We start from the raw sequence: 23,373 nt of genomic DNA, 5'->3' as shown, positions 1-23,373 counted from the left end.
TGATGGAGTTATGTTGGTTAGGAGTACCTGATGGGCCGCGTCACGCAGCGCCGCAAGGTGCATAAGTATGTCCTGGACGGATCCCCCCAGGCCCTGGAATTCCCGGTCCGGCACCGGGAGGACGTGCTCGCCGTGGAGGAGCCGCTGGAGATCCGGATCGGCAGCCTGTCCTTCTCCGTCACCATGCGGACACCGGGGAACGACTTTGACCTCGTGGCGGGATTCCTTGTCTCCGAAGGCGTCATCTGGACCCCCGAACAGCTCGTCTCCCTGCGGTTCTGCGCCGGCGAAGACGAGGACGGCGTCCAGACGTTTAACGTGGTGGAAGCCCAGCTGAGGCCCGACGTCGTCCGGCCGGACACCGGCCGGAACGTGTTCACGTCCAGCTCGTGCGGCATCTGCGGCACTGATTCCATCGAGGCCGTGCACAAGTCCTCGCATTTCAGCCCCGCCGACGACCCGCTGACGGTGCCCGTGGCCACGCTCGCGGCCCTTCCGGACCGGCTTCGCGAAGCCCAGGCCGTCTTCGACGTCACCGGCGGGGTCCACGCCGCCGGCCTGTTCCGGACCGCCGCGGACGGCTCCGCGGAACTGCTGTGCCTGCGCGAGGACGTGGGGCGCCACAACGCCGTGGACAAGGTGGTCGGCTGGGCCCTCCGTGAGGGCATGCTCCCGCTGCGCGGAACCGTGCTCCAGGTCTCCGGCCGGGCATCGTTTGAACTGGTGCAGAAGGCAGCCCTGGCCGGTATTCCCGTCCTCGCCGCGGTCAGCGCGCCGTCGAGCCTGGCAGTCGAACTGGCGGAGGCCAGCGGCATGACGCTGGCCGGCTTCAGCCGCGGCACCTCGCTGAACGTCTATGCGGGAGCCGGCCGCGTGAGCGTGCCCGTGGGCTTGGCGGACAGCGTCCGCTGACAGCCACTTGGCGGGGGGCCGGCGGCGAAGTAAATTTTATCCATCGATTGGATGCAATTCAGCGTCATCCACGCAGCGCTAAGAGGATCACATTGCACGACGACCGCCGTCTCACGGAAGTCCGGCTGGACCGCTTTGTTCGCGAACGCATCGTCCCCGCGGTCTACCCGCGCAGCGTGCCGCTCACCCTGAGCAGCTGGGATGTCCCGGACGAACCCGTCCCGGTCCCGGACGCCCTCCGGCAGGAGTTCACGCCGCAGGAGCACGGAGCGGCCTGGGGGCGGCCGTGGAGCACCAAGTGGCTGCGGCTGCAGGGGCAGGTCCCGGACGCCTGGGGCACGGCAACGGACACCTCGGTGGAAGTCATTGTGGACCTGGGCTTCAGCAGTGACCTTCCCGGGTTCCAATGCGAGGGCATCGCCTGGCGGCCGGACGGGACGATCGTCAAGGCCATCTCCCCGCGGAACCAGTACATTCCGCTGAAGCTGCTGGGCAGCGGGATGGCCGTCGACTTCTACGTCGAGGCGGCCGCCAACCCCGACCTTTCGCAGGGGTGGACGTTCGCGGCCACCCCCTACGGCGACAAGGCAACCGCCGGCAACGAGCCGAAGTACCGGCTCGGCCGGATCGTCATCGCAGAACTCAACCAGACGGTCTGGGAGCTGCAGCAGGACATCTGGACCCTGAGTGGCCTGATGCACGAACTGCCGATGGAACTGCCGCGCCGCCACGAAATCCTGCGCGCCCTGGAACGGATGCTGGACGCAATGGATCCCGACGACGTCCCCGGGACCGCGGCGGCAGGGCGCGAGGCCTTGGCCGGTGTCCTGGCCCGGCCGGCGTACGCCTCCGCCCACCATCTGCTCGCCACCGGACACGCACACATCGACTCCGCCTGGCTGTGGCCGGTCCGCGAAACCATCCGCAAATGCGCCCGTACCTTCTCCAACGTGGTGGCACTGATGGACGAGGATCCCCGGTTCGTGTTTTCCTGCTCCTCAGCCCAGCAGCTCGCCTGGGTCAAGGAGCTGTATCCGGAGCTGTTCGGACGGATCCGGGAAAAGGTCAAGACTGGCCAGTTCGTCCCGGTCGGCGGCATGTGGGTCGAATCGGATACCAACATGCCCGGCGGCGAGGCCATGGCCCGCCAGTTCCTAGAGGGTAAAGGCTTTTTCCTGGCCGAGTTCGGGGTGGAATGCGAGGAGGCCTGGCTTCCGGACACCTTCGGCTATTCGGCGGCCATGCCGCAGATCGTCAAGGCCGCCGGCAGCAAGTGGTTCCTGACGCAGAAGATCTCCTGGAACCAGGTCAACCGGATGCCGCATCACTCCTTCAACTGGGAGGGAATCGACGGCACCCGGGTCTTCACGCATTTTCCGCCGGTGGACAGCTACAGCTCCGAACTCAGCGGCCGGGAACTCGCCCACGCCGAGCGCAACTACCGGGACCACGGCCGGGGCACGGTCTCGCTGGTTCCGTTCGGCTACGGCGACGGCGGCGGCGGCCCCACCCGGGAGATGCTGGCGGCGGCGCGCCGCACCGAGGACCTTGAGGGATCGCCGAAGGTGGAACTCGGCTCGGCCGCCAGTTTCTTCGCCCGCGCCCAGGCCGAGTACGAGGCGCTCCCGGTTTGGGTCGGCGAGCTGTACCTCGAACTGCACCGCGGCACGTACACGAGCCAGGCCAAGACCAAACTGGGCAACCGGCGCAGTGAACACCTGCTCCGCGAAGCCGAACTCTGGTGCGCGACGGCGGCCGTGCGCGCCGGATACGCCTACCCGGCGGACGAGCTCAGGCGCCTCTGGCGGTTGGTGCTCCTGCAGCAGTTCCACGACATCCTCCCGGGCAGCTCCATCGCCTGGGTGCACCAGGATGCCGAACGGAACTACGCCGCCGTCGGGCGGCAGCTTGAAGCGATCATCGCCGACGCCGCCGGCGCGGTCCTGGGCGCGGGGGACACTGACTTCCTGCTCAACGCCGCTCCGCACGAACGCCACGGCGTCCCCGCGCTGGCCGCAGCCGAGCCGGTGACCGCCGGACCGCCGGTGCTGGCCACCGAAGCCGGCGGCGGGTACATCCTGGACAACGGGATCATCCGCGCCGTCATCAACGCCGACGGTCTGCTCGAATCCCTGACTGATTATGCCAGCGGACGCGACGCCATCGCTCCCGGGCAGTTCGGGAACCTGCTGGAGCTGCACCGGGACACCCCCAACGAATGGGATGCCTGGGACATCGACGCCTTCTACCGCCGCAACGTCGTCCGCCTGACCGGTGCGCGTTCCCTGACGCTGGAATCCCGTGGCCGGGACGCCGTCGTTGTGGTGGAACGGCTGGCGGGATCCTCGGCGCTCACCCAGCGGATATCGCTGGCGGCAGGCGCCGGCTCCTTGGCGATTTCGACGGCGGTTGACTGGCAGGAAAGCGAAAAGCTGCTCAAGCTCGGATTCGCGCTGGACGTCCGGGCGGACCGCTCGGCCGCGGAGACCCAGTTCGGGCATGTGTTCCGCCCGACGCACCTCAATACCTCCTGGGAAACCGCGAAGTTCGAAATCTGCGCCCACCGGTGGATCCACGTCGCCGAGCCCGGCTACGGCGTGGCGGTCACCAACTCATCCACCTACGGCCACGACGTCACCCGGAATATCCGGGAGGACGACGGCGGAACGACCACCACCGTGCGGCTCTCGCTGCTGCGCGCGCCCAAGTTCCCCGACCCCGCCGCTGACCGCGGCCGGCACGAACTGAACGTCACCATCCGGCCCGGCGCAGGCATCGCCGACGCCGTCGAAGAGGGGTACCGCACGAATCTGGCCCCCCGCGTGGTCAGGGGCGCCCACGGCGTGGAACCGCTCATTGCCGTTTCCAACCCGGCCCTGGTCGTTGAGGCCGTGAAACTTGCCGAGGATGGCTCCGGCGACGTTGTTGTCCGGGTCTACGAATCGCTCGGGGAGAGGTCCGCGGGAACGGTGACAGCCGGCTTTGCCGTCAACGGCGTCCACACCGTGGACCTGCTGGAACGGCCGGCAGCTGCGCCGGGCGTGACGGCGGCGGGGGACTCGGCGGAACTGGCGCTCCGGCCCTTCCAGCTGGTGACCTTGAGGTTTGTGCGCTGAAGGGCCCTTAAACAGGCTGAGTGGGAGCGGTCCTGTTGGACCGCTACCACTCATCCCCCCAATGGCGCTTGGGCGGCTGCCTCGGCTCCGCACGGATTGTCCCCGTTCACGAAGCGAATGCCGCTTTCACACATTCATGATCCTCTCACGATCTAATGATTTTGTGAATGCCTAGTTGCGGTTCCGACGTAATCTTGCGCGAGCGTTACCCGAAGGACTCGCGATCAGCCCCGAAAACCAAAACACGACGAGGCCCACGACGTAGCCCAGGGCCGCCGCGTAGTTAACGAAGTGCTGCGCGCCAGCCCAACTGGGCGGCGTCAGGGCGGCCGGGAGGCTGAGGGCTGCACAGACGGCGCCGAGCAGGACCAGCAGGGCACCGGCCCTGACCAGGCGCGGCAGCCTGCTCCTGACGGCCGCCAGCAGCGGAGCCGCCAGGACGAGCGACACGAAGGCAGGATACGTGCGGCCGGCAGCCGTGAACCAGGGGGACAGGTCCGCGTCCCCTGCACCGCCCGCCCCCTGCGCGGGCGGCCCCGCCGGTGGCCAGGAACTGCCCGTCAGGAAGAACGCCACCGTCACGGCCAGACAGCCGAGCCCCAGCGCCCAGCGCCCGATACCTCCGGAAATGAGCTGGTGGGCCCGGGCTGCGGCGAGTCCACTCGTGACCCGGAGACCGACCAGCAGGACGGTTGCGAAGACCAGATAGCGCAGGATCAGGCTGGTAAGGTCCCAGCCACCCAGGGCGCCGTCAATCACCTCGTAGAGCTCTGAGACGGCGAGCACACTGCACAGGCTGCCCAGGAAGAGGATTCCGAAAACGGTCCGGTTCCGGCCCCGCACAGCATCCGGCACCCGCAGAAAGAGCGCCACACAGCACACCACGAGAGTCATCCACTCCAGGGTTGCCATCATCAGGGTTCTCCCCGTCGCTCCGCTATCCGGTCAGGCCAGTGTGCGCTTTCCGCATCTTCCTGGCCAGAATCTTCGACAGCCAGATCGCGGCAAGTCCCACGACGAGCCCCAAAATGGCGGTATAGCTGAAGACAAAGCGCAGGTAGGCCAGCGACGCGGGAATCACCGGGGACAACAGGCTCAGCGTAATGGCTAAGGTACCAACTGCCAGCAAGGCAGCGCCGAGCCGGACAAGGCCCGGCAGCCCGCCGCGCACTGCCCGCACCATGGCAGGAAAGAGGGCAAGCGTGATGTACGCGGGGTAGAGCCGTCCGGCGGCTCCGTAGTACTCCACGAGCGCCGCGTTGCGGGCATCCCTGTCATACACCGAGATCAATCCTGCGGACGATCCTGCCGTGTCCATCATCAGGAAGACCACCACTACCGCCACCGATGCAGCTCCCGCGAATGCGATCCCCGGGGGACCGGTGATCAAACGGAGGGCGTCATCGGCGCCGAAGCCCCGGGCGATTCTGAGCCCGAGGGCAAAGACGGTGCCGAAGATGATGAAGCGCAGCAGCAGGTTGGCCAGGTTCACGCCGCCCAGGACACTGTCCACGGCCAGGTACGGTGCCTCGATGCTCAAGACGATGGCCACCGTCATGAACGCATACACGAAGAACAGCGATCTATTCTCACCCCGGACGGCACTCGGAATCCTCGCGATCGCGACGAATGCGCAGACCGCCAACGTGGTCCACTGCAGGATTGCGATCATCACGGGTGCATCCGCAGCGCGCGCTTTGCCATCAGGCTGGAAATCCAGACGAAGGCTAGCCCGAGGGCCAGGCACAACACCGACGTGTAGTTGATGACGTACTCCAGAAACCCGGCCTCGCTGGGGATCAGCGGGTAGAAGGAGCCGAAGGCCATTGCGGCGAATGCGACCGTCAGCAGCAGTGCACCGATGCGGATGGTTTTGGGGAGTGGCCGACTGATTGCCACGAAGGTGGCGGGCAGGATGCACGCGGCGACGTAGGCCGGGTACAGGCGTCCCACTGCGGCGTACGACTCGATCAGCGCCGCGTTCTGGGGGCTTCTGGCGGGCAGCGTCTTCAGACCGGTGGCGGTTCCCTCGGTGTCAGCCAACAGGAAGAGGATCACGGTGGCGATGCCCACGCCAGTAAGAACTGACTTCCCCACGGGGCCAACGATGAGGCGGATGCTCCTCGGTCCATCGAAGGCCTTGGCGATCCGGTAGCCGGCCAGCAGTACCGTGCCATAGACGACAAAACGAAGGATCAGGTTTGTGTAGTTCTCGGACCCGAGCCACGCGTCGATGGACTGGTAGCTCACATCGATGCTGAGCAGAATGGCCACGGTGGACAGCACGAAGACGCCGAAAATCGACCTGTTCTCCCGCCGCAGCGCACTCGGAATCCGCGCGATCGCGACAAGTGCGCAGACCGCAAAAGTGGTCCACTGCAGGATCGCGATCATCCGAGGTTCTCCCATATCTTTTTGGTTTGTTCTTGTTCGTGTTCCTGGCGGCGCAGGGTCTTGCCGAGGGCCTGAAGGCGCTCCCCGGCCAATACGGTGAGTTCGCCATCGGACAAGGCGTCCAGGGCGGCCTGCTTGGCCTCCGGCGGCCAGCCGGCCTCGGCTTCGGTGAGCAATCCCGTAGCGACGAGTCCGCCCGTGAATCCTACGCCAGCGGCGCGGGCGGTCGCGACCGCCAACTCGGGGGAGAGCCGGTTGGCGGTCAACTGGGCCGAATAGTTCTGCGGCGCAACCCCCGTGGCGTCCGACACCCGGTGCCGCAATTCGCCGTCGTCGATCGCGTCCACCCAGTTCCGGACCGAGGTGGCGTGCGGTGCGGCACCAAGCGCCGGCGTCAGCGCACTGCCGTCGTCGCCATAGCCGCCGTACGCCGGTGCAGAGCGGGAAATGACGGCCCGCAGCAGATCCATGGTGGCAATCTGGCTGACGAGTTCCGCGGGAGTCGGCGGCTGCGGCCGCCCGGCAAGGTCCGCATAGCTCTCGAACGCGGCAAGGTCGGCCAAAGGGCTGCGCTTGAGGGCCCGGCTGATGCTGACGAGGGTGGATTCGGCAACCTTGCCGCGCACCAGCTGCTGGGCAAGGGTGGTGCGCTTGATCCCGGAAAGCCTGCAGATGTCGGCTGTGCTCGCGCTCGGAGCAACGACATGGAGCCAGTGTTGAAACGCCTTGGCGGGTAAGGGCATTTACGGCTTCCTGCAGAGTCGAATGGAGGTGCGGCTGCTGTCGGTCGGTGGAGAGGTGACTGTGGCGATTTTACGGGACGTGCTGATTCAACTATGCTAAATGCTCGAACCCGCTGGTCCGTACACCCCCCAAGTCCGGACCAGCGGGTTCTTTCATGCCCGCCGGCCGGCGGCCGCCCGGAACCCCCTGTGGCGGTCTGCTGCGGGCCGCGGTGAGAGAATGGACTAATGACTGCAACCCTTGTTGCCAAGGACCTCTCCGGTGGTCACGACCACCGCACCCTCTTCTCCAAACTCTCCCTGACCGTCGCGCCCGGCGACGTCGTCGGCGTCGTGGGCGCCAACGGGGCGGGAAAATCCACGCTGCTCCGGCTCCTGGCCGGCGTCGACCAGCCGCAGGAAGGCACCATCAGCCTCGCCCCGGCGGACGCCTTCGTGGGCTGGCTGCCCCAGGAACATGAACGGGTCGCCGGCGAGACGGTCGCCGGCTACATCGCCCGGCGCACCGGCTGCGCGCAGGCCACCCTGGACATGGAGTCCTCGGCGGATGCCCTTGGCAATGGCGCTCCCGGCTCCGACGACGACTACTCCCTCGCGTTCGACCGCTGGATGGCCTCCGGCGCCGCGGACCTGGACGACCGCATCCCGGCCGTCCTCGCCGACCTCGGCCTCGAGGTGGGGCAGGACGCCGAAATGACCGGACTCTCCGGCGGGCAGGCTGCCCGTGTGGCGCTCGCGGCGTTGCTGCTCAGCCGCTTCGACATCGTGCTCCTGGACGAACCCACGAACGATCTGGACCTCAACGGACTGGCCAAACTCGAGGCCTTCGTGCAGGGACTCCGCGGCGGCGTGGTGCTGGTTTCCCACGACCGCGAGTTCCTCGCCCGCTGCGTGACCACCATCGTGGAACTGGACCTCGCGCAGAACTCCGTGGCGGTCTACGACGGCGGCTACGAGGCCTACCTCGAGGAGCGTGCCGTGGCGCGCCGGCATGCCCGGGAACGGTACGAGGAGTTCGCCAACACCAAGGCCGATCTGGTCTCCCGCGCCCGCACCCAGCGCGAGTGGAGCTCCCAGGGCGTCCGCAACGCCATGAAGAAGAACCCGGACAACGACAAGATCAGGCGCGCGGCCAGCACCGAGTCCTCCGAGAAGCAGGGCCAGAAGGTCCGCCAGATGGAATCGCGCATCGCCCGGCTGGACGAGGTCGACGAACCCCGCAAGGAATGGCAGCTGCAGTTCAGCATCGGGGCGGCACCGCGCTCGAGCGCCGTCGTGGCGACGCTCCGCGACGCCGTCGCCCGCCAGGGGGACTTCACCCTGGGGCCGGTAAATCTGCAGCTCAACGCCGGGGAACGCATCGGCATTACCGGCCCCAACGGTGCCGGCAAGTCCACCCTGCTGCGCCTGCTGCTGGGCATCCAGCGGCCCGATTCCGGTGACTCCTCCATGGGCACCTCCGTGGCCGTCGGCGAGATCGACCAGGCCCGCGGGCTGCTGGCCGGGCCGCTGAAACTGGCCGACGCCGTCGAGGCCGTGCTCACGGACCAGACCCCGGCCGAAGTCCGGACCCTGCTGGCCAAATTCGGCCTCAAGGCAGACCACACCTCCCGCCCGGTGGACTCCCTGTCGCCGGGGGAGCGGACCCGGGCCGCGCTGGCCCTGCTGCAGGCCCGCGGCGTGAACCTGCTGGTGCTCGACGAGCCCACCAACCACCTGGATCTTCCGGCAATCGAACAGCTCGAGGAAGCCCTCGAAGGCTACGACGGCGCCCTGCTGCTGGTCACCCACGACCGCAGGCTGCTGGAAAACGTGCGCCTTGACGCGCGCTGGAACGTGGACAACGGCGTCGTCACCGAGCTCCTGGGCCACACCGCCCCGAAAGGCAACAACACATGAGCATGGACCGGGTAGCCTGGAGCTCCCTTTACAACATCACACGCGCCTCGAGCGGCTCGAAACCGTTCTCGAAGGAGACGCTCAAGCGGGTGTTCAGCTTCGCCCGCCCGCACAAGGGCAAGCTGATCGCCTTCGTGCTGCTCTCAATTGTGATGGCCGTGCTGGCTGTCGCCACCCCCGTGCTCGCCGGCCAGGTCGTGGACGCGATCATCGCCGGCGCGGCCACCGACGTCGTCGTCTGGCTGGCCGTGCTGATCGCGATCGTGGCGGTCGCCGAAGCCGGGCTGGGACTTGTCACGCGCTGGCTGTCCTCCACCATCGGCGAGGGTGTGATCGTGGATCTGCGCACCAAGGTCTTCGACCACGTGCAGAAGATGCCGATCGCGTTCTTCACCCGCACCCGCACCGGGGCGCTGGTGAGCCGGCTGAACAACGACGTGATCGGTGCCCAGTCGGCGTTCGCCGGGACCCTCTCCGGGGTCGTCAGCAACGTCGTGGCCCTCGCCCTGACCCTTGTGGTAATGCTGGGGAAGTCCTGGCTCATCACCGTGCTCGCCATGATCCTGCTGCCGATCTTCCTGATCCCGGCCCGCCGGATGGGCTCCAAGCTTGCCGACCTGCGCCGTGAGGCCGCCGAGCACAATGCCTCCATGGGCACCCAAATGACGGAGCGGTTCTCCGCCCCGGGCGCCACCCTGGTGAAGCTCTTCGGCCGCCCCGACGAGGAATCCCGGGAATTCGCCGTCCGCGCCGGGCGCGTGCGGGACATCGGCATCCGCACGGCCATGCTGCAGTTCACCTTCGTGACCGCACTGACGCTCGTCTCGGCCCTGGCCCTGGCCCTGGTCTACGGACTCGGCGGCTTCCTCGCCCTGCAGGGGCAGCTGGCCGCGGGCGACGTCGTCGTGCTGGCACTGCTGCTCACCCGCCTCTATGCGCCGCTCACCGCGCTCTCCAACGCCCGGGTCGAGATCATGAGCGCCCTGGTCAGCTTCGAGCGGGTCTTCGAGATCCTGGACCTCAAGCCGCTCATCCAGCAGAAGCCCGACGCGGTGTCCTCACCGGCCGGGCCGCTGTCCGTGGAGTTCGACGACGTCCGCTTCTCCTACCCCTCGGCGGACAAGGTCTCGCTCGCCTCGCTCGAGGACGTGTCCACCCTCGACACCCGCGGCGGCGAAGAGGTGCTGCACGGCATCAGCTTCCGGGTCGAACCCGGCCAGACCGTCGCCCTCGTGGGGTCCTCGGGGGCCGGCAAGTCCACAATCGCGCAGCTGCTCTCGCGACTGTACGACGTCGATTCCGGTGCGGTCCGCTTCGGCGGAGCCGTGCCCGGTACCGGCGTGGATGTCCGGGACCTCACCTTCGATTCCATGCGGCACACCCTGGGCATGGTGACCCAGGACGGGCACCTGTTCCACGAGAGCATCGCTTCCAACCTGCGCCTGGCCCGCCCGGACGCCAGCGACGAGCTGATGTGGGATGTGTTGCGCCAGGCCCGGCTGGAGGACATGATCCGCTCGCTCCCGGACGGACTGGACACCGTCGTGGGAGAGCGCGGCTACCGCCTCTCCGGCGGCGAACGCCAGCGCCTCACCATCGCCCGCCTGCTCATTGCCCAGCCGCGCGTTGTGATCCTGGACGAGGCCACCGCGGCCCTGGACTCCACGAACGAAGCCGCCGTCCAGGAGGCCCTGGGCGCCGCGCTCGAGGGGCGCACGGCCGTCGTGATCGCCCACCGGCTGTCGACCATCCGGGCCGCCGACGCCATCCTGGTGGTGGAGGGCGGCCGGATCGTTGAGCGCGGGACGCACACCGAGCTGCTGGCCGCCGAAGGCCGCTACGCGGAGCTGTACCGGACGCAGTTCGCCGAAGCCAGCGCCGTGGCGGAAGAGGCCGTTCCCGGGCACTGACTGCACGGGCCCTAACCGTACGGGCAGTAGCTGTGCCGGGGGGGGGCTGATCGGGCAGGCGCTGTTCGGCCAGGCGCTAGCCGGCCTGGCCCGAGAGGGCGGGCAGGACGTGGTCGGTGAGCAGCGGGGCGAGGTCGTCCGGCAGCTCCGCGGCCAGATCCAGCCAGCGGATCTCGGCGATTTCCGCGGAGGGCCGGGCATTCCAGACCCCGGGGGCCGTGAAGACCGTCGCCTGGATCTGCGTCGCGGCCTCGTTGGCGGCGTCCGCTAACCAGATACCCAGGAGCACCAGCTCATCGGCCCGGAGCACGATCCCGACCTCTTCGGCCAGCTCCCGCGCGGCCGTCTGCGCGGCTGTCTCGCCCGACTCGGGCTTGCCGCCGGGGTGCATGAACTTGTCCGTACCGCGTTTACGCACGGTGAGCAGGCGCCCCGCCTCGTCGAAGACGCAGACCGCGGAGACCACAATGAGCGGGTTCACGCCGCGGCCTTATTGGTGCGGCGCAGGACCGAGGTGAGCAGCAGGTCCTTGGCCGGTCCGGTGACATCCCACTCGTAGCGGAAGTCGTCCGGGCCCGTCCTGGTGTAGCTCACGCGGTAAACGTCCGGGTCACACCAGTGCTGGTCCTGGCTGCTCCGCGGGCCGAAGCCTATGCGGTGGAACGGCCGGCCGTCGGGGAAGAACATGTCCATCGTGTCCGGTGCGCCGGTGGGCTGGAGCAGGTACTCCCGGCTGGCCGGCCCGGTGAACGGTGTGCCGGCCGGTCCGCCGGGGACGGACGCCCAGGAAACGGTGCCCTCTTCGCGGAAGCGGAGGCCGCCGTCGTCGTCCGCTGCGGTAAAGCCGACGACGCCGGTGAAGGTCCCCCGGGTGCCGGCGGACAGGTCCAGCAGGGATCGTTCCACCACCCAGCTGCCCAGCAGGTAGGCGCGGAGGTCGAAGTCCGGAGCGGCGTCCGGGGACTGGGGGTTCAAGTGCCCTCGATTGGAATCGAACCAACGACACCGGCTTTAGGAGAGCCGTGCTCTATCCACTGAGCTACGAGGGCGGGCGTCCGTGCTGGTCGGCGGCGGGCCGGCCCGTTCGGACACGGATACAAGCATACAAGGTGAGGGGCCGTACTACGCTCTTTGCATGACCACCGCTGCAGACTCGCCGTCCAAGGACATCATCTACATCCCGGCCTTGCCGTCCACCCGGTTCTACGCCGGTGCGCTGGCGCTGCTCAGCGTGCTGCAGTATTTCGTGGCGGAGGCCGCCGTGATCGGTGCGTGGGCGGGGCAGCAGCCGTACAGCCGCAGGACCGGTTACATCAGCGACCTGGGCGCGGTGGGCTGCGGGGTCTTCGACGGCCGGGACGTCTGCTCGCCGGCGAACGTGCTGATGAACGCCTCGTTTGTGGTCCAGGGCATCGGCATGATGGTCGGTGCGCTGCTGCTCGGCACGGCGCTGCTGTGCACGGCGGCGCGGCCCGGCGTCCGGTTTACGCTGGCACCGGCCAGCCGGGTTATGTGGGCGGCCGCCATCGCCGCGCGCGCCCTCACCGCCGCCGCCGGTGCCGGGACCGTCCTGGTGGGGCTGGTCCCCGAGGACGCCGGATCCGAGTGGCACGTGGTGGGGGCCATCCTGTACTTTGCCGCCGGTGGCCTGGCGCTGGTGCTGCTGGGCTGGCTCTGGCTCCGGCAGACAGCGCTGAGCTGGCCCATCCTGGCTTGCGGCGTGGTGTCCCTCGGGGCGCTCATCGCCGGCGGCGTGACCGGGATGGACGTACCGGAGCCCGGCACCCTGGAACGGCTGATGGGCTACCCCATCACGATCGGCACGGCCGCCGTCGGGCTGGTGGTTGCCCAGCGGGTGGGGCGGGAACGCAGCGTGCGGAAGGCCGCGCGGGCCGCGCGGGGCGGGCAGGCCGGGCGCCGGCTGCCGCCGGGGTCGTGATCTGAGGGGCACAGCGGCGCGGGGGTCCTGATCTGAGGGGCACAGCGGCGCGGGGGTGTCTTATGTCTCATGGGAGGCGCACCTTGGATTATCATGAGGGCATTCGCCGGCATATTCCGGCGCAGCATGCGCGTCGTGACTCCAGCGCATAGCGAATGGCCGATTGTGGAGTCCAATGGGGACGAATGTCTGATCAGCGAGTCTTGCGGCGTATTGATGGAGCGACGGCCTTCGCCGGCCGAGACGGCGAACTTGCTGTGCCGGCGTGCCGGAGGGTTGAGTTCCCATGACGATCGAGGCCACAGCCGGACCCGGCGAACTCATCCCCGCAGAACCCGCCGACGCGAACGACGCCGGCCACGACGCCGCCCACGACGCCGGAGTGAGGACCCTCGCGCGTGTCCCGATTGGCGTCCGCCTGCGCGAGGGCGGCATCATCGAAGTCGCGCTTCCCGCCAACGAGGAAATCGAGGGTCCCGAGGCCCGCGTAGCCGGAGCCGCGGTCCGGGCCCTGGCCCACGGTCGGCGCGTGCCTGTGCTGCTGGTCATCACGGGTGTGGTGGGCATCAGTGCCGAGGCGCGGCACGTCTACAGCACTTCGATCGCGGCGTCCGCCTTTGCACTGGTGGGCGAAAGCCCCGTCGACCGCGTGATCGCGCACTACCTGTTGCGGTCGAGGACCGAGACCATCCCGGCGCAGTTCTTCCTGTCTGAGGCTGAAGCTATCGGCTGGTTGGGGCGCTACTCGAGTGAACACTGATCCACCGGACCCCAGGCTGCACGCCCTTGTCGAAGGCATCGTCCGGATTGCCGGCGGAGACCTGACGACCCGGATTCCGCACTCCGGTGCCAGGGACGACGTCGCCGCGGTTATCGCCGGGATCAACCTGATGGCAGATGACCTGCAGACCATTTACCAGGAACTCGAGGAACGCGTCGAAAGCCGGACCGCGATGCTGCGCGAAGCCCAGGTCGAGCTCGAACGGATGGCGCTGACCGACCCGCTGACCCAACTTGCCAACAGGACGGCGCTCAACTCGGTCCTGAGCCACGCTCTTGCCGAGACAAGCCGGGGCGAACTGCCGCCGGCACTGCTGGTCCTCGATCTCGACTCCTTCAAGGGCATCAACGACACCCTGGGCCACAGCGCCGGCGACGACGTGCTCCGGGTGATCTCGCGGCGGCTGCAGCAGGCCGTCCGCGACACGGACACGGTCGCCCGTCTCGGCGGCGACGAGTTTGCCGTCATGCTGCCGAAGTCCAACCTGGTCAGGGCCCGCCGGGTCGCCAACAGGATCCTCAAGGCCCTCGGCGAAGGCCTGGAAATTGGGGACCTGCGTATCACCTGTGGCACCAGCATCGGGCTGCGGGTCGCAGAGCCGGGGCAGTCAGTCGACGATCTGGTCATGGAGGCGGACACAGCGATGTACGCCGCCAAGGCCCAGCCGCACAGCAGCATCAAGGTGTTCGAACCGGCACTGCTCTATGCCCGCAGGCTCCAGAGCGTCCTGATCACGGAACTGCGTGAGGCGATCCGCCAGGACCAGCTCACCCTGCACTACCAGCCGGTGGTGGAACTTGCGACCGGCAGGATCGAAGGTGTTGAAGCGCTGGTGCGCTGGAACCATCCGGAGCGCGGCCTGCTGATGCCCGATTCGTTTATCCCGCTGGCCGAAGAGACGGGGATGATCGTGGACCTGGGCCACTGGGTCCTGCGGAATGCTGTGCGCCAGCTGCGGCGCTGGCAGCAGGAGCTGAACGTAGACGCCAGCTTCAATGTCCGCGTCAACATCTCCACGACCGAGCTGCAGAACCTCGACCTGATCGATCACGTCCGCGACATCCTCCGGGAAACGGGAGTGGACGCCGCCAACCTCATTGTCGAGCTCACGGAGTCCATGGCCGTCAACGGCGGGGACGTGGACCAGTACTCCCTGAGCGGGCTGCGGCGGCTGGGGGTGCAGCTCGAAATCGATGACTTCGGTACCGGCTACTCCTCCATCAGCTACCTGCGGAAACTGCCGGTCAACGTGGTCAAGATCGACAAGAGCCTGATCGCCGGGCTGGGCTCGGACGAGGAGCAGAGCAACTTCGTCGCGGCGGTGCTGCATCTCATCCATGCCTGCGGGCTCACGGCGATTGCCGAGGGCATCGAGACGGCGGAGCAGGCCGCGGAATTGGTTCGGTTGGGCTGCGCCAGCGGGCAGGGCTACTACTTCAGCCGGCCCGTGCCGGCGGCGCAGATTGAAGCGCTGATTAGTCCGGGGGCGACGGGGGAGTAGGCTCAGCCGCCCGTCATTGCCTTGTTCAGGCCTTGGCGGCGGGTGTTAGGCAAGAAAGGCGGGTACCGGAAGTCGCCTTCCAGTACCCGCCGTTCAGACCGTCTCCCTTAGTACTTGGGAGTGGAATTCGGCCACCACTGCGGAGCTGCTACCAAAGTCTGTCCCGAGTTGTCACCGCTTGCAGAGATTGCGGCCGTGGCGGAAAAGCCTGCCGTGGCAAGTGCGCCAACGACGAGGAGAGTCGCGAGGGTTTTCTTCATTGGGGGCTCCTGATACGTAAGAGGCTGATGTGACTCATGAGATGCAAGTTCAGTATAGGGGCATAAGACACGCCGCAACGCGACAATTTCCGCGGCCCCCTCAAAACTGTGTTACTCGCGCGAAGTTTGGGGTTTCCTGTGGCAATACTGCGCGGGAAATGCTTGCATCCTTGGTACTTTTTGTCCCCCGGGGCAACGGATAATCGAATCATGCAACAACAAAACGCCGTCTCTCCCTCCTATGTCACCGCTGAGCTTCAGGCGCGGGAACATTGGGCCAGCCATGCGTTCATTGAGGCTGCCACCAGTGCTCGCAGTGCTGCGGAGATTGCCCTCAACGCCGGGGACGCTGAATCCTGGTGGAGCATGACTTTCTTCCAGGCGGAAAGCCTGCTGGCTGCTGGACTATTCGAGGAGTGCGCAGACGTCGCCGGAGTGCTGATAAGCCAACCGCGCCACTCCGGGGAGCGGATGCAGGCGAGGGTGAGAATTCTTTTGTCCAAAGCGTGGCAGGGTGCGGGACTTCTGGAAAAGGCTGCTGAAGAGGCTATGGCCGCCGCCAATCTGATGGCCGGTGACTCTGACGATGAGGTCAGTGTGACGGCCAGCCTGGCTCTAATCGCTGCACTTGGTGAAAGTGGCAGGCTTGACGAGGCCTGGACCGAGAGTCTTAATTTGGCCAGCGTAATCTCGCCTGAAGTCGACGAACAGTTGTTGGGCAACGTTTACTGGGCCATTGGCAACGTGGCATTTCTCAGCAGCAGGGTTGATGAAGGCCTACGTTTCCATGACTTGGCAGCTGGCACTCTTTCGCCGGGAAGGAATCTGGAGGTTTGGGCCAGATTCAACAATGCGTCCGCGGCGATGCGGCTGGCCGCAGATGTCGCCGATTCGGCCACCCTTCGGTGTATCGAACGAGCCGAATTGGCCACTGACGTCATCGGCGGAAGCGAGGAGAACGTTCTGTTGCAGAAGTTGAACCGTGGCCACTGGAACTTTCTGGCCGGGGATCCGGCAGCGGCTGTCCAGCTACTGGACGATGTCTGCGAGCGTGAAGACGTGCTCCAGCCACACACTTTGGGGGAAGCCTGCCTATTGCTGGGACGGGCACAGAAGGCGCTTGGCGACGGGCCGACAGCAGACCGGAACCTGCTCAAGGCTGCCATCTATTTTGAGGCTGCGGGCGCAAAGCAGCGTGCGGACCAGGCCCGGGAATACTTGATAGCCGAGTTCTGAGCCCGGCTGTGTAACTCTGCCAGGAAGTCGCCTGCGCGACCCCGGCGGTGGGCATGCCCTCCGGGTTCCGCAGCGGATGGACATAGCGGGACTATGTCCAGTGGCTCTGCCTAGGACTGGGCTTGTCCCGCGGTGGGGGCCGCAGCGGAGGCGCGCTTGCGGCCCAGGAACACCGCGGCGCCGCCGGCCACCAGGCTCAGCACCAGCAGCACCCAGCCCGCGACGGTGAGCCCCGAGGCCAGGGCAACCTGGCCGGCGTCGACGGTGTCCGCGGACATCAGCGAGTCGATGGACGCGTTGCCCCACAGCCGGACGGCCGCGAACAGCAGCGGCACGGCCCATAGCGCCCAGCGCAGCCCCTTGCGTGCCACGTTCGTGCCGATGAGCAGCAGCCAGGTGAAGCCGAAGATCAGCGGGAAGAGGGTGCCGGCCGTCTTGTGCACATAGTTGAGCTGGCCCCGGGCAGCCTCGTCCATAGCGAGGCGCAGTTGCTCCACAAAGCCCAGGTCGAAGCCCCCGACCAGGGAGTCCGGCATGGCCAGGCCGCCGCTGAGCTGGGTCAGCTGGTTCAGCGTGAGCAGGTGGACGTACCAGAACAGGAACAGGCTCACCACGACACCGGCGATCAGGATCAGGTTGCTGTTGTTCTGGGCCTTCTGCGGGGACCGGCTGGTGCTGGGGTTGATCACCGACGGCAGATGATGCTGGGGGACGACGGCGTTGGCGCCGTGCTTCTTCATTCGCTGTGCGGGTGTCTTGGCCATGGCACCATTATCGCCCGTCCTGACCGGGGGACGGCGCGGGCCGGGCGCCGGTCGTGCTGCCGCCTGTTCACTGCCGGCAGGCGCCGCTAGGGTGGAACGCGTGACCGAACTAGGAAAGCACCGGCTCGGCCGGCACAGCACCGCTGAACTCAACCCCGCCCTGGACGACTATCAGCTCGCCGAGGCCCTCGTGCGCGAGGCCGGGACCCTGGCGTTGCTTATGCGGCAGGCCGGGCTCGAAGGCCGGCAAAAGACCTCCGTATCCGACGTCGTCACTGCCGCGGACCACGCGGCCGAGGCCTATGTGCTCGAACAGCTCCAGCGCTGCCGGCCCGACGACGGCATCCTCGGCGAAGAGGGCGCCTCCGTGGCCGGCGCCAGCGGCAGGACCTGGGTGATCGACCCCGTCGACGGGACCTACAACTTTCTGCACGGCTCCACTTACTGGTGCTCCGCCATTGCCCTCAAGGACACCTCCGGGGTGCTGCTTGGCGGGATCTACCAGCCGGAAGAGGACAAGCTCTGGCTCGGCGGAACAGGCCACCCCTCCACGCTCAACGGCGAACGCCTGACCACTTTCGGGCCGGACGGCGTTCCGGGCGGCCGTTCAAACACCCCGTTGTCCGAGCTGGGCGCCGCAACGTACATCCACCCCACCTGGCTCGCCGACCCGATGTGCGCGATGCCCTGGCACGCCGCCGCGACCTCCGCCGCCGCGCTGCGGATGTTCGGCTCGGGGTCCTGCGACCTCAGCCGGGTGGCCGACGGCGGACTGGGCTGCTGGTTCCAGCACAGCTGCCCGGAATGGGACTGGCTGCCGGGCCAGGCGATTATCCTTGCGGCCGGCGGCGCTACCGACGTCGTGCGGGTTAATGGACTCGACTGGTTCGTCGCCGGGGGCACGACGGCGGTCCGGGAACTCCGCGCCGCCCTGGAATCAGGCGCCGCCGGGTAGATCCGGGCGGGGAACACCCCTGACTTCTGGACATGCCCATTCTTCGCGCCGCCCACTGGGGGACATGCCCATTGTTGGTGGCGGGGCATGGGCATACTGGCATTGTGTCCAGTGGCCGCAGGCAGGGGAGGGCATGTCCGGCCGGGGCGCTGTGAAGGTCTGGGGGCAGGCACATTGTTGGTGGCGGGGCATGGTCATACTGGCATTGTGTCCAGTGGCCGCAGGCAGGGGAGGGCATGTCCCGAGGGGGCGGACGCCGGTGTCAGTGGCACCGCCTAGACTTGTTAACACCATGGATATGTTGTTTGACCCCTACACCGACGGACCCTTCCAAGCTGCCTCGAAGACGGCGGCGCTCACCAAAACGCCCGCGGGAACGGGGACTGCGACCCTGCCCTCCGCGGGAGGTCCCGGGCCCCACGGCGTCCACGGGGACAATCCGGCAGGGGACGCGGACCACCACCGGCTCCCGGGAGCGGCCGAGCTCCTCGAGGGACTGAACCCGCAGCAGGAAGAGGCCGTCAAGCACGCCGGCAGCGCCCTGCTGATCGTCGCCGGCGCCGGCTCGGGCAAGACCCGGGTGCTCAGCAACCGGATCGGCTACCTGATCGCCACGCGGCGCGCCCACCACGGCGAGATCCTGGCCATCACCTTCACCAACAAGGCTGCCGCCGAAATGCGGGAGCGGGTCGAAGCCCTCGTTGGCCCCCGGGCCAAGACCATGTGGGTTTCCACCTTCCACTCCTCCTGCGTCCGGATCCTGCGCCGCGAAGCCAAGAACGTCGGCCTGAACTCCAACTTCTCCATCTACGACTCCGCTGACTCGCTGCGCCTCATCACGCTCGTGGCCAAGAACCTGGACATCGATCCGAAGCGCTTCGCACCCAAGGCGATCCAGCACAAGATTTCGGCGCTCAAGAACGAACTGATCGACGCCGACGGCTACTCCGCCAGCGCCAACCACAACGACCCCTTCGAACAGTCCGTCGCCGAGGTGTTCAAGGGCTACACGCAGCGGCTGCGCCAGGCCAACGCCATGGACTTCGATGACCTGATCGCCGAGACGGTCTACATGTTCCGCGCCTTCCCTGCGCTCGCCGAGTCATACCGCCGCCGTTTCCGGCACGTCCTCGTCGACGAATACCAGGACACCAACCACGCCCAGTACGCACTGGTGCGCGAGATCGTCGGCGAGGGCCCCGGCGCGGCCGAACTGACCGTCGTCGGCGACTCTGACCAGTCCATCTACGCCTTCCGCGGCGCCGACATCCGCAATATCGTGGAGTTCGAGAAGGACTACCCGGACGCCCGCACCATCAAACTCGAGCAGAACTACCGCTCCACCCAGACCATCCTCAGCGCCGCCAACTCGGTCATCTCCCGCAACCCCAACCGGCCGGAGAAGCGGCTGTGGACCGCGGAAGGCGACGGCGAGAAGATCGTCGGCTATGTCGGCGAGAACGAGCACGACGAGGCCCAGTTCATCGCCAAGGAAATCGACCGGCTGCAGGACGAGGGCGACCTGCGCCCCGGCGACGTCGCGATTTTCTACCGCACCAACGCCCAGTCCCGCTCGATCGAGGATGTCCTGGTCCGCGTCGGGCTGCCGTACAAGGTGGTCGGCGGCACCCGGTTCTACGAGCGCAAGGAAATCAAGGACGCCCTCGCCTACCTGCGGGTCCTGGTCAACCCGGACGACGACGTCAACCTGCGCCGCATCCTGAACGAGCCCAAACGCGGCATCGGCGACCGGGCCGAAGGTGCCGTGGCCTCCCTCGCGCAGCGGGACCGGATCTCGTTTATGGCCGCGGCACGCCGCGCCGACGAGGCCCCCGGCATGGCCACCCGTTCCGTCAACGCGGTCCAGGGCTTCGTGAAACTGCTCGACGACCTCGCCGAGGTGGCCTCCGGATCCGGCGCGGCCGCCGCCCTGGAGGCTGTCCTGGAACAGACCGGCTACCTCGCCACCCTTCGGTCCAGCACCGACCCGCAGGACGAGTCCAGGGTGGAGAACCTGGCGGAACTCGTCGCCGTCGTGCGTGAATACGAGCGCGACAACCCCGAGGGATCGCTCGGGGCCTTCCTGGAGGGGGTCTCCCTCGTCGCCGACGCCGACCAGATCCCCGACGCCCCGGCGGGGTCCCCCGACCAGCTGGCCGCCGCCGTCGCCGAAGCCAAGCGGCTCGGCGTCGTCACCCTGATGACCCTGCACACCGCCAAGGGGCTGGAGTTCCCGGTGGTGTTCCTGACAGGCATGGAGCACGGCCTGTTCCCGCACCAGCGCTCCGCCACCGACCCCAAGGAGCTGGCCGAGGAACGCCGGCTGGCGTACGTGGGCCTGACCCGGGCACGGAAACGCCTCTACCTGACCCGCTCGGAGGTGCGCAGCATGTGGGGCCAGAGCCAGTACAACCCCGCAAGCCAGTTCATTGAGGAAATCCCGGCCGAGCTGGTCGAGTGGAAGCGCGAAGGCTCCACCCGCCAGGCCGGCGGCTGGAGCGGCGGCGCCTCCATCGGCTCCAGCCGGTACGGCGGATCCTTCTGGGGAGCCGGCACCGCGCGCGGGACCGAGGCCAGCCCGTCCGCCGGCTTCAACGCGGACGTTCCCGCCGCCATCGCCAAGAACCGCGTGCAGCCGCAGAAGGAAATCGTCGCCGTCAGCGTGGGCGACAAGGTCAACCACACGAGCTTCGGCAACGGCACCGTGCTGGCCGTGGAGGGCGCCGGGGACAAAATGGTCGCGAAGGTGAAGTTCAGCATCGGCGAAAAGCGGCTCCTTCTCCGGTACGCCCCGCTGACCAAGGTCGACGCTTAAGCGCCGCTGACCAAGCTCGACGCTTCAACTCAGGCATGAGAGTTTTGTAAACTCAGGCATGAAAGTTTTGCTGGCAAGCCAGGCCATCGCCGGACACTTCAATCCCATGACGGGCATCGGCGTTCGTTTGAAGGACGAGGGCCACGACGTCGGCTGGTATACGGGCCGCACGCTGGCCGGCAGGCTGGCCGAGCTGGGCATCCCGCTCTACCCGTTCGGTCGCGCGATCGAGCACACCGGGGACAACCTCAACGAGCTCTACCCGCAGCGCGCCCGGCTCAAGAGGCCGATCGCCATCCGGTTCGACGGCGGAAAGATCTTTGCCAGGAACGTCACCAACTTCTTCGAAGACATCAGGGACGTGCAGCGGCGCTTTCCATTCGACGTCGTCGTGATGGACAACACCATGTTTATCCAGCGGCTGGTGGCCGTGGTGCTGGGCAAGACAGTGGTCAGCTGCCTCCCTACCGGAAATATGGAAATCGATCCGCTCGTGCCCCCGATGTTCTTCGGCTTCGCCCCGGCACGGAACCCGGTCGACAAGGCCCTCCATGCCGGTGCGCGGCTGGTCTCGGACCAGTTCGTGACCAAGCCGGCGCGGGCCAGGTATGTCCGGCAGCTGCACGGCTACGGTCTCCGCACCGAACGGGGCCACCCGATCACCGACGAGCCGTATCGGTGGTCCGATGCGATCATCCAGACGGGCACCGCTTCGCTGGACTTCCCGCGGCGCAACGTCACCAATCACTACGTCGGGGCCCTGTTGCCGCACCGTCGGGGAGCCGCCGTCGGCCCGGTGACCGCCACCGCTCCAGACCTGGACGCGCAGCAGACGGGGGCGGGCGGAACGTCCCGGACCGTCGTCGTCACCCAGGGAACCGTGGACAACCGGGACCCGACAAAGCTGATGGTCCCCACCCTCGAGGCGCTCAAGGACACTTGATACCGCATTGTCGTGGCCACCGGAGGTGTGGGCACCGAAGAACTGCGGCGGCGATATCCGCAGCCGAACGTCGTTGTCGAGAACTACGTCGACTTTGCCCGGGTTTTTGCCCTTCACGGACGTGTTCGTCACCAACGGCGGATTCGGCGGGGTGCTGTTGAGCCTGTCCCACGGGGTTCCTCTCGTGACGGCGGGACTCAACGAGGGCAAGAGCGACGTCAACGCCCGGGTGGCTTACGCGGGCGTCGGGGTGAACCTGAAGACTGAGAACCCCAGTGCCGCTGCGATCCGCTCCGCCGTCGACACCGTGCTGGGCGATCCGTCCTTGCGGGAACGGGCGCAGGCGATGCGTGGGCAGTTCGAGGCCGAAGACAGCGTCGGCGCCGCCGTCGAGGTCATCAAGGCCGTCGTCGCCGGCTGACACAGGCACACGGAAGCACCGGCGCAGGGGGCTGGCGCCGGCAATGGCCAGCGCCCAGCGGCCCTGCAGGCATAATGGAGCCCATGCGACGGACACTTCTGGGGATCCTGGCCGGCCTCATCCTGCTGGCGGGCACCGCATGCACCGTCACGCAGAAGGACCCGGACTATGTCCGGCCCGCACCGCTTCCTGCCCTCGAGCAGCTCAGGCAGGCGCCCCTTGCGGACGCGGCCACGTATGCCGTGGGCCAGGACATCCTCAGCTTTGCCACCGACGACCGGAACGTGGTCTGCTCCCTGACCTCGGCCCGCGGCGAGCACGTGAACCTGCCGTATGAGCAGAACGGCTATGCCGACCCCGCCAATAACAAGCAGGCGACCGTCCCGGTGGCGCACTGTGAGCTGGCGGCCTACCCCGCGCCGGACGCGAAGGACATCACTGACGACTGCGGCGGGACGGGCCTGGGCTACCTCGGCGGCGCCGCGCTGCTTACCCCGGAGCGCGCCGGCTACGGCGAGTGCCGCTCCGGCGTCACACAGCAGGAAGCCGAATCCGGGCCCCAGGGAAGCCGCAACGGCCCGATATCCCAGCTCCCCGTCCTCGGCGAGGGCCAGAACCTGGAGCGCAACGGACTGCGCTGCTCGGCCTACAACGGCGGAGTCGCCTGCGGAAACGTCTCTGCCGGCGTCGCATTCTTCGTGTCGCGCGAGCGTTACGAACTGATCTCCGACGCCGGGAAAACGGCCGCCCAGGCACCCTCAGACGCCCCAAAAACCCCGTAATC

At 67.5% G+C, this 23,373-nt stretch carries 20 protein-coding genes and 1 tRNA gene; 13 read left to right on the top strand and 8 right to left on the bottom strand.

The genetic code is table 11. The features are described 5' to 3' along the window. Nucleotides 1–30: 30 nt before the first annotated feature. Nucleotides 31–912 carry a formate dehydrogenase accessory sulfurtransferase FdhD gene (fdhD, locus tag QK291_RS11710; protein ID WP_282381974.1) on the top strand — a complete coding sequence of 294 codons (882 nt, stop codon included), beginning with the start codon at nucleotides 31–33 and terminating at the stop codon, nucleotides 910–912. A gap of 92 nt (nucleotides 913–1,004) precedes the next feature. Beyond that, complete coding sequence (locus tag QK291_RS11705) at nucleotides 1,005–4,028, top strand: glycoside hydrolase family 38 C-terminal domain-containing protein (RefSeq protein ID WP_282381972.1); 3,024 nt, start codon at nucleotides 1,005–1,007, stop codon at nucleotides 4,026–4,028. A gap of 171 nt (nucleotides 4,029–4,199) precedes the next feature. On the opposite strand, the gene QK291_RS11700 is transcribed toward QK291_RS11705, so the two are convergent. The 4 genes from QK291_RS11700 to QK291_RS11685 are packed head-to-tail and all read right to left on the bottom strand — an operon-like array spanning nucleotide 4,200 to nucleotide 7,165. Beyond that, a complete protein-coding gene (locus tag QK291_RS11700; protein ID WP_282381970.1) occupies nucleotides 4,200–4,943 on the bottom strand; it encodes a hypothetical protein in 744 nt (247 codons plus the stop codon). 22 nt (nucleotides 4,944–4,965) lie between these two features. Beyond that, entirely contained in the window at nucleotides 4,966–5,700 is a 735-nt protein-coding gene (locus tag QK291_RS11695) for a hypothetical protein (protein WP_282382102.1), read from the bottom strand. After that, nucleotides 5,700–6,422 carry a hypothetical protein gene (locus QK291_RS11690; protein ID WP_282381968.1) on the bottom strand — a complete coding sequence of 241 codons (723 nt, stop codon included), beginning with the start codon at nucleotides 6,420–6,422 and terminating at the stop codon, nucleotides 5,700–5,702. The genes QK291_RS11695 and QK291_RS11690 overlap by 1 nt, the downstream gene beginning before the upstream one ends. Beyond that, nucleotides 6,419–7,165 (bottom strand): hypothetical protein, encoded by a 747-nt coding sequence (locus tag QK291_RS11685; protein ID WP_282381966.1) that lies wholly within the window; start codon nucleotides 7,163–7,165, stop codon nucleotides 6,419–6,421. The genes QK291_RS11690 and QK291_RS11685 overlap by 4 nt, the downstream gene beginning before the upstream one ends. Nucleotides 7,166–7,393: 228 nt before the next feature. On the opposite strand from QK291_RS11685, the gene QK291_RS11680 reads away from it, so the two are divergent. Together QK291_RS11680 and QK291_RS11675 are read left to right on the top strand one after the other, a co-directional pair. After that, nucleotides 7,394–9,064, top strand: coding sequence for an ABC-F family ATP-binding cassette domain-containing protein (locus QK291_RS11680; protein ID WP_282381964.1), 1,671 nt, complete (start codon nucleotides 7,394–7,396; stop codon nucleotides 9,062–9,064). Continuing rightward, nucleotides 9,061–10,974: an ABC transporter ATP-binding protein gene (locus tag QK291_RS11675; RefSeq protein WP_282381963.1), complete on the top strand. Its 1,914-nt coding sequence runs from the start codon at nucleotides 9,061–9,063 to the stop codon at nucleotides 10,972–10,974. The genes QK291_RS11680 and QK291_RS11675 overlap by 4 nt, the downstream gene beginning before the upstream one ends. Before the next feature lie 76 nt (nucleotides 10,975–11,050). Here QK291_RS11675 and QK291_RS11670 read toward each other — a convergent pair whose 3' ends face one another. The 3 genes from QK291_RS11670 to QK291_RS11660 all read right to left on the bottom strand — a co-directional run bounded on the left by QK291_RS11670 (nucleotide 11,051) and on the right by QK291_RS11660 (nucleotide 12,023). Next, entirely contained in the window at nucleotides 11,051–11,455 is a 405-nt protein-coding gene (locus tag QK291_RS11670; RefSeq protein WP_282381960.1) for an NUDIX domain-containing protein, read from the bottom strand. Beyond that, nucleotides 11,452–11,949: a DUF6314 family protein gene (locus QK291_RS11665; protein WP_282381958.1), complete on the bottom strand. Its 498-nt coding sequence runs from the start codon at nucleotides 11,947–11,949 to the stop codon at nucleotides 11,452–11,454. The genes QK291_RS11670 and QK291_RS11665 overlap by 4 nt, the downstream gene beginning before the upstream one ends. A 1-nt stretch (nucleotide 11,950) precedes the next feature. After that, nucleotides 11,951–12,023 (bottom strand) — tRNA-Arg (locus tag QK291_RS11660). Nucleotides 12,024–12,109: 86 nt separating this feature from the next. Between QK291_RS11660 and QK291_RS11655 the strand changes: the two genes are divergently transcribed. The 4 genes from QK291_RS11655 to QK291_RS11640 all read left to right on the top strand — a co-directional run bounded on the left by QK291_RS11655 (nucleotide 12,110) and on the right by QK291_RS11640 (nucleotide 16,691). After that, a complete protein-coding gene (locus QK291_RS11655; protein WP_282381956.1) occupies nucleotides 12,110–12,913 on the top strand; it encodes a DUF998 domain-containing protein in 804 nt (267 codons plus the stop codon). A gap of 286 nt (nucleotides 12,914–13,199) precedes the next feature. Beyond that, the gene (locus QK291_RS11650) at nucleotides 13,200–13,673 is read left to right on the top strand and encodes a hypothetical protein (protein ID WP_282381954.1); all 474 of its coding nucleotides are present in this window, start codon (nucleotides 13,200–13,202) and stop codon (nucleotides 13,671–13,673) included. Further along, a complete protein-coding gene (locus QK291_RS11645) occupies nucleotides 13,663–15,195 on the top strand; it encodes an EAL domain-containing protein (protein ID WP_282381951.1) in 1,533 nt (510 codons plus the stop codon). Before QK291_RS11650 ends, QK291_RS11645 begins: the two co-directional genes overlap by 11 nt. A 470-nt stretch (nucleotides 15,196–15,665) precedes the next feature. After that, a complete protein-coding gene (locus QK291_RS11640; RefSeq protein WP_282381948.1) occupies nucleotides 15,666–16,691 on the top strand; it encodes a hypothetical protein in 1,026 nt (341 codons plus the stop codon). A gap of 110 nt (nucleotides 16,692–16,801) precedes the next feature. Here QK291_RS11640 and QK291_RS11635 read toward each other — a convergent pair whose 3' ends face one another. Beyond that, complete coding sequence (locus QK291_RS11635; RefSeq protein WP_282381945.1) at nucleotides 16,802–17,455, bottom strand: hypothetical protein; 654 nt, start codon at nucleotides 17,453–17,455, stop codon at nucleotides 16,802–16,804. Nucleotides 17,456–17,555: 100 nt separating this feature from the next. Here QK291_RS11635 and QK291_RS11630 point away from each other — a divergent pair, with 100 nt between their 5' ends. The 5 genes from QK291_RS11630 (at nucleotide 17,556) to QK291_RS11610 (ending at nucleotide 23,371) form a co-directional block, all read left to right on the top strand. Then, nucleotides 17,556–18,410: an inositol monophosphatase family protein gene (locus QK291_RS11630; protein ID WP_282381939.1), complete on the top strand. Its 855-nt coding sequence runs from the start codon at nucleotides 17,556–17,558 to the stop codon at nucleotides 18,408–18,410. A 292-nt stretch (nucleotides 18,411–18,702) separates the two neighbouring features. Further along, nucleotides 18,703–21,225: a DNA helicase PcrA gene (gene pcrA / locus QK291_RS11625; RefSeq protein ID WP_282381938.1), complete on the top strand. Its 2,523-nt coding sequence runs from the start codon at nucleotides 18,703–18,705 to the stop codon at nucleotides 21,223–21,225. Nucleotides 21,226–21,283: 58 nt separating this feature from the next. Further along, nucleotides 21,284–22,168: a hypothetical protein gene (locus QK291_RS11620; RefSeq protein ID WP_282381937.1), complete on the top strand. Its 885-nt coding sequence runs from the start codon at nucleotides 21,284–21,286 to the stop codon at nucleotides 22,166–22,168. Nucleotides 22,169–22,193: 25 nt separating this feature from the next. Beyond that, nucleotides 22,194–22,589, top strand: coding sequence for a nucleotide disphospho-sugar-binding domain-containing protein (locus QK291_RS11615; RefSeq protein WP_348994573.1), 396 nt, complete (start codon nucleotides 22,194–22,196; stop codon nucleotides 22,587–22,589). Between the two features lie 74 nt (nucleotides 22,590–22,663). Further along, nucleotides 22,664–23,371, top strand: coding sequence for a hypothetical protein (locus QK291_RS11610; RefSeq protein ID WP_282381932.1), 708 nt, complete (start codon nucleotides 22,664–22,666; stop codon nucleotides 23,369–23,371). Nucleotides 23,372–23,373 lie beyond the last annotated feature (2 nt).

The sequence above is a fragment of the Arthrobacter sp. AL12 genome (assembly GCF_029960645.1).
Lineage (GTDB): Bacteria > Actinomycetota > Actinomycetes > Actinomycetales > Micrococcaceae > Arthrobacter.
This window is presented reverse-complemented; position numbering and strand designations above follow the sequence as displayed.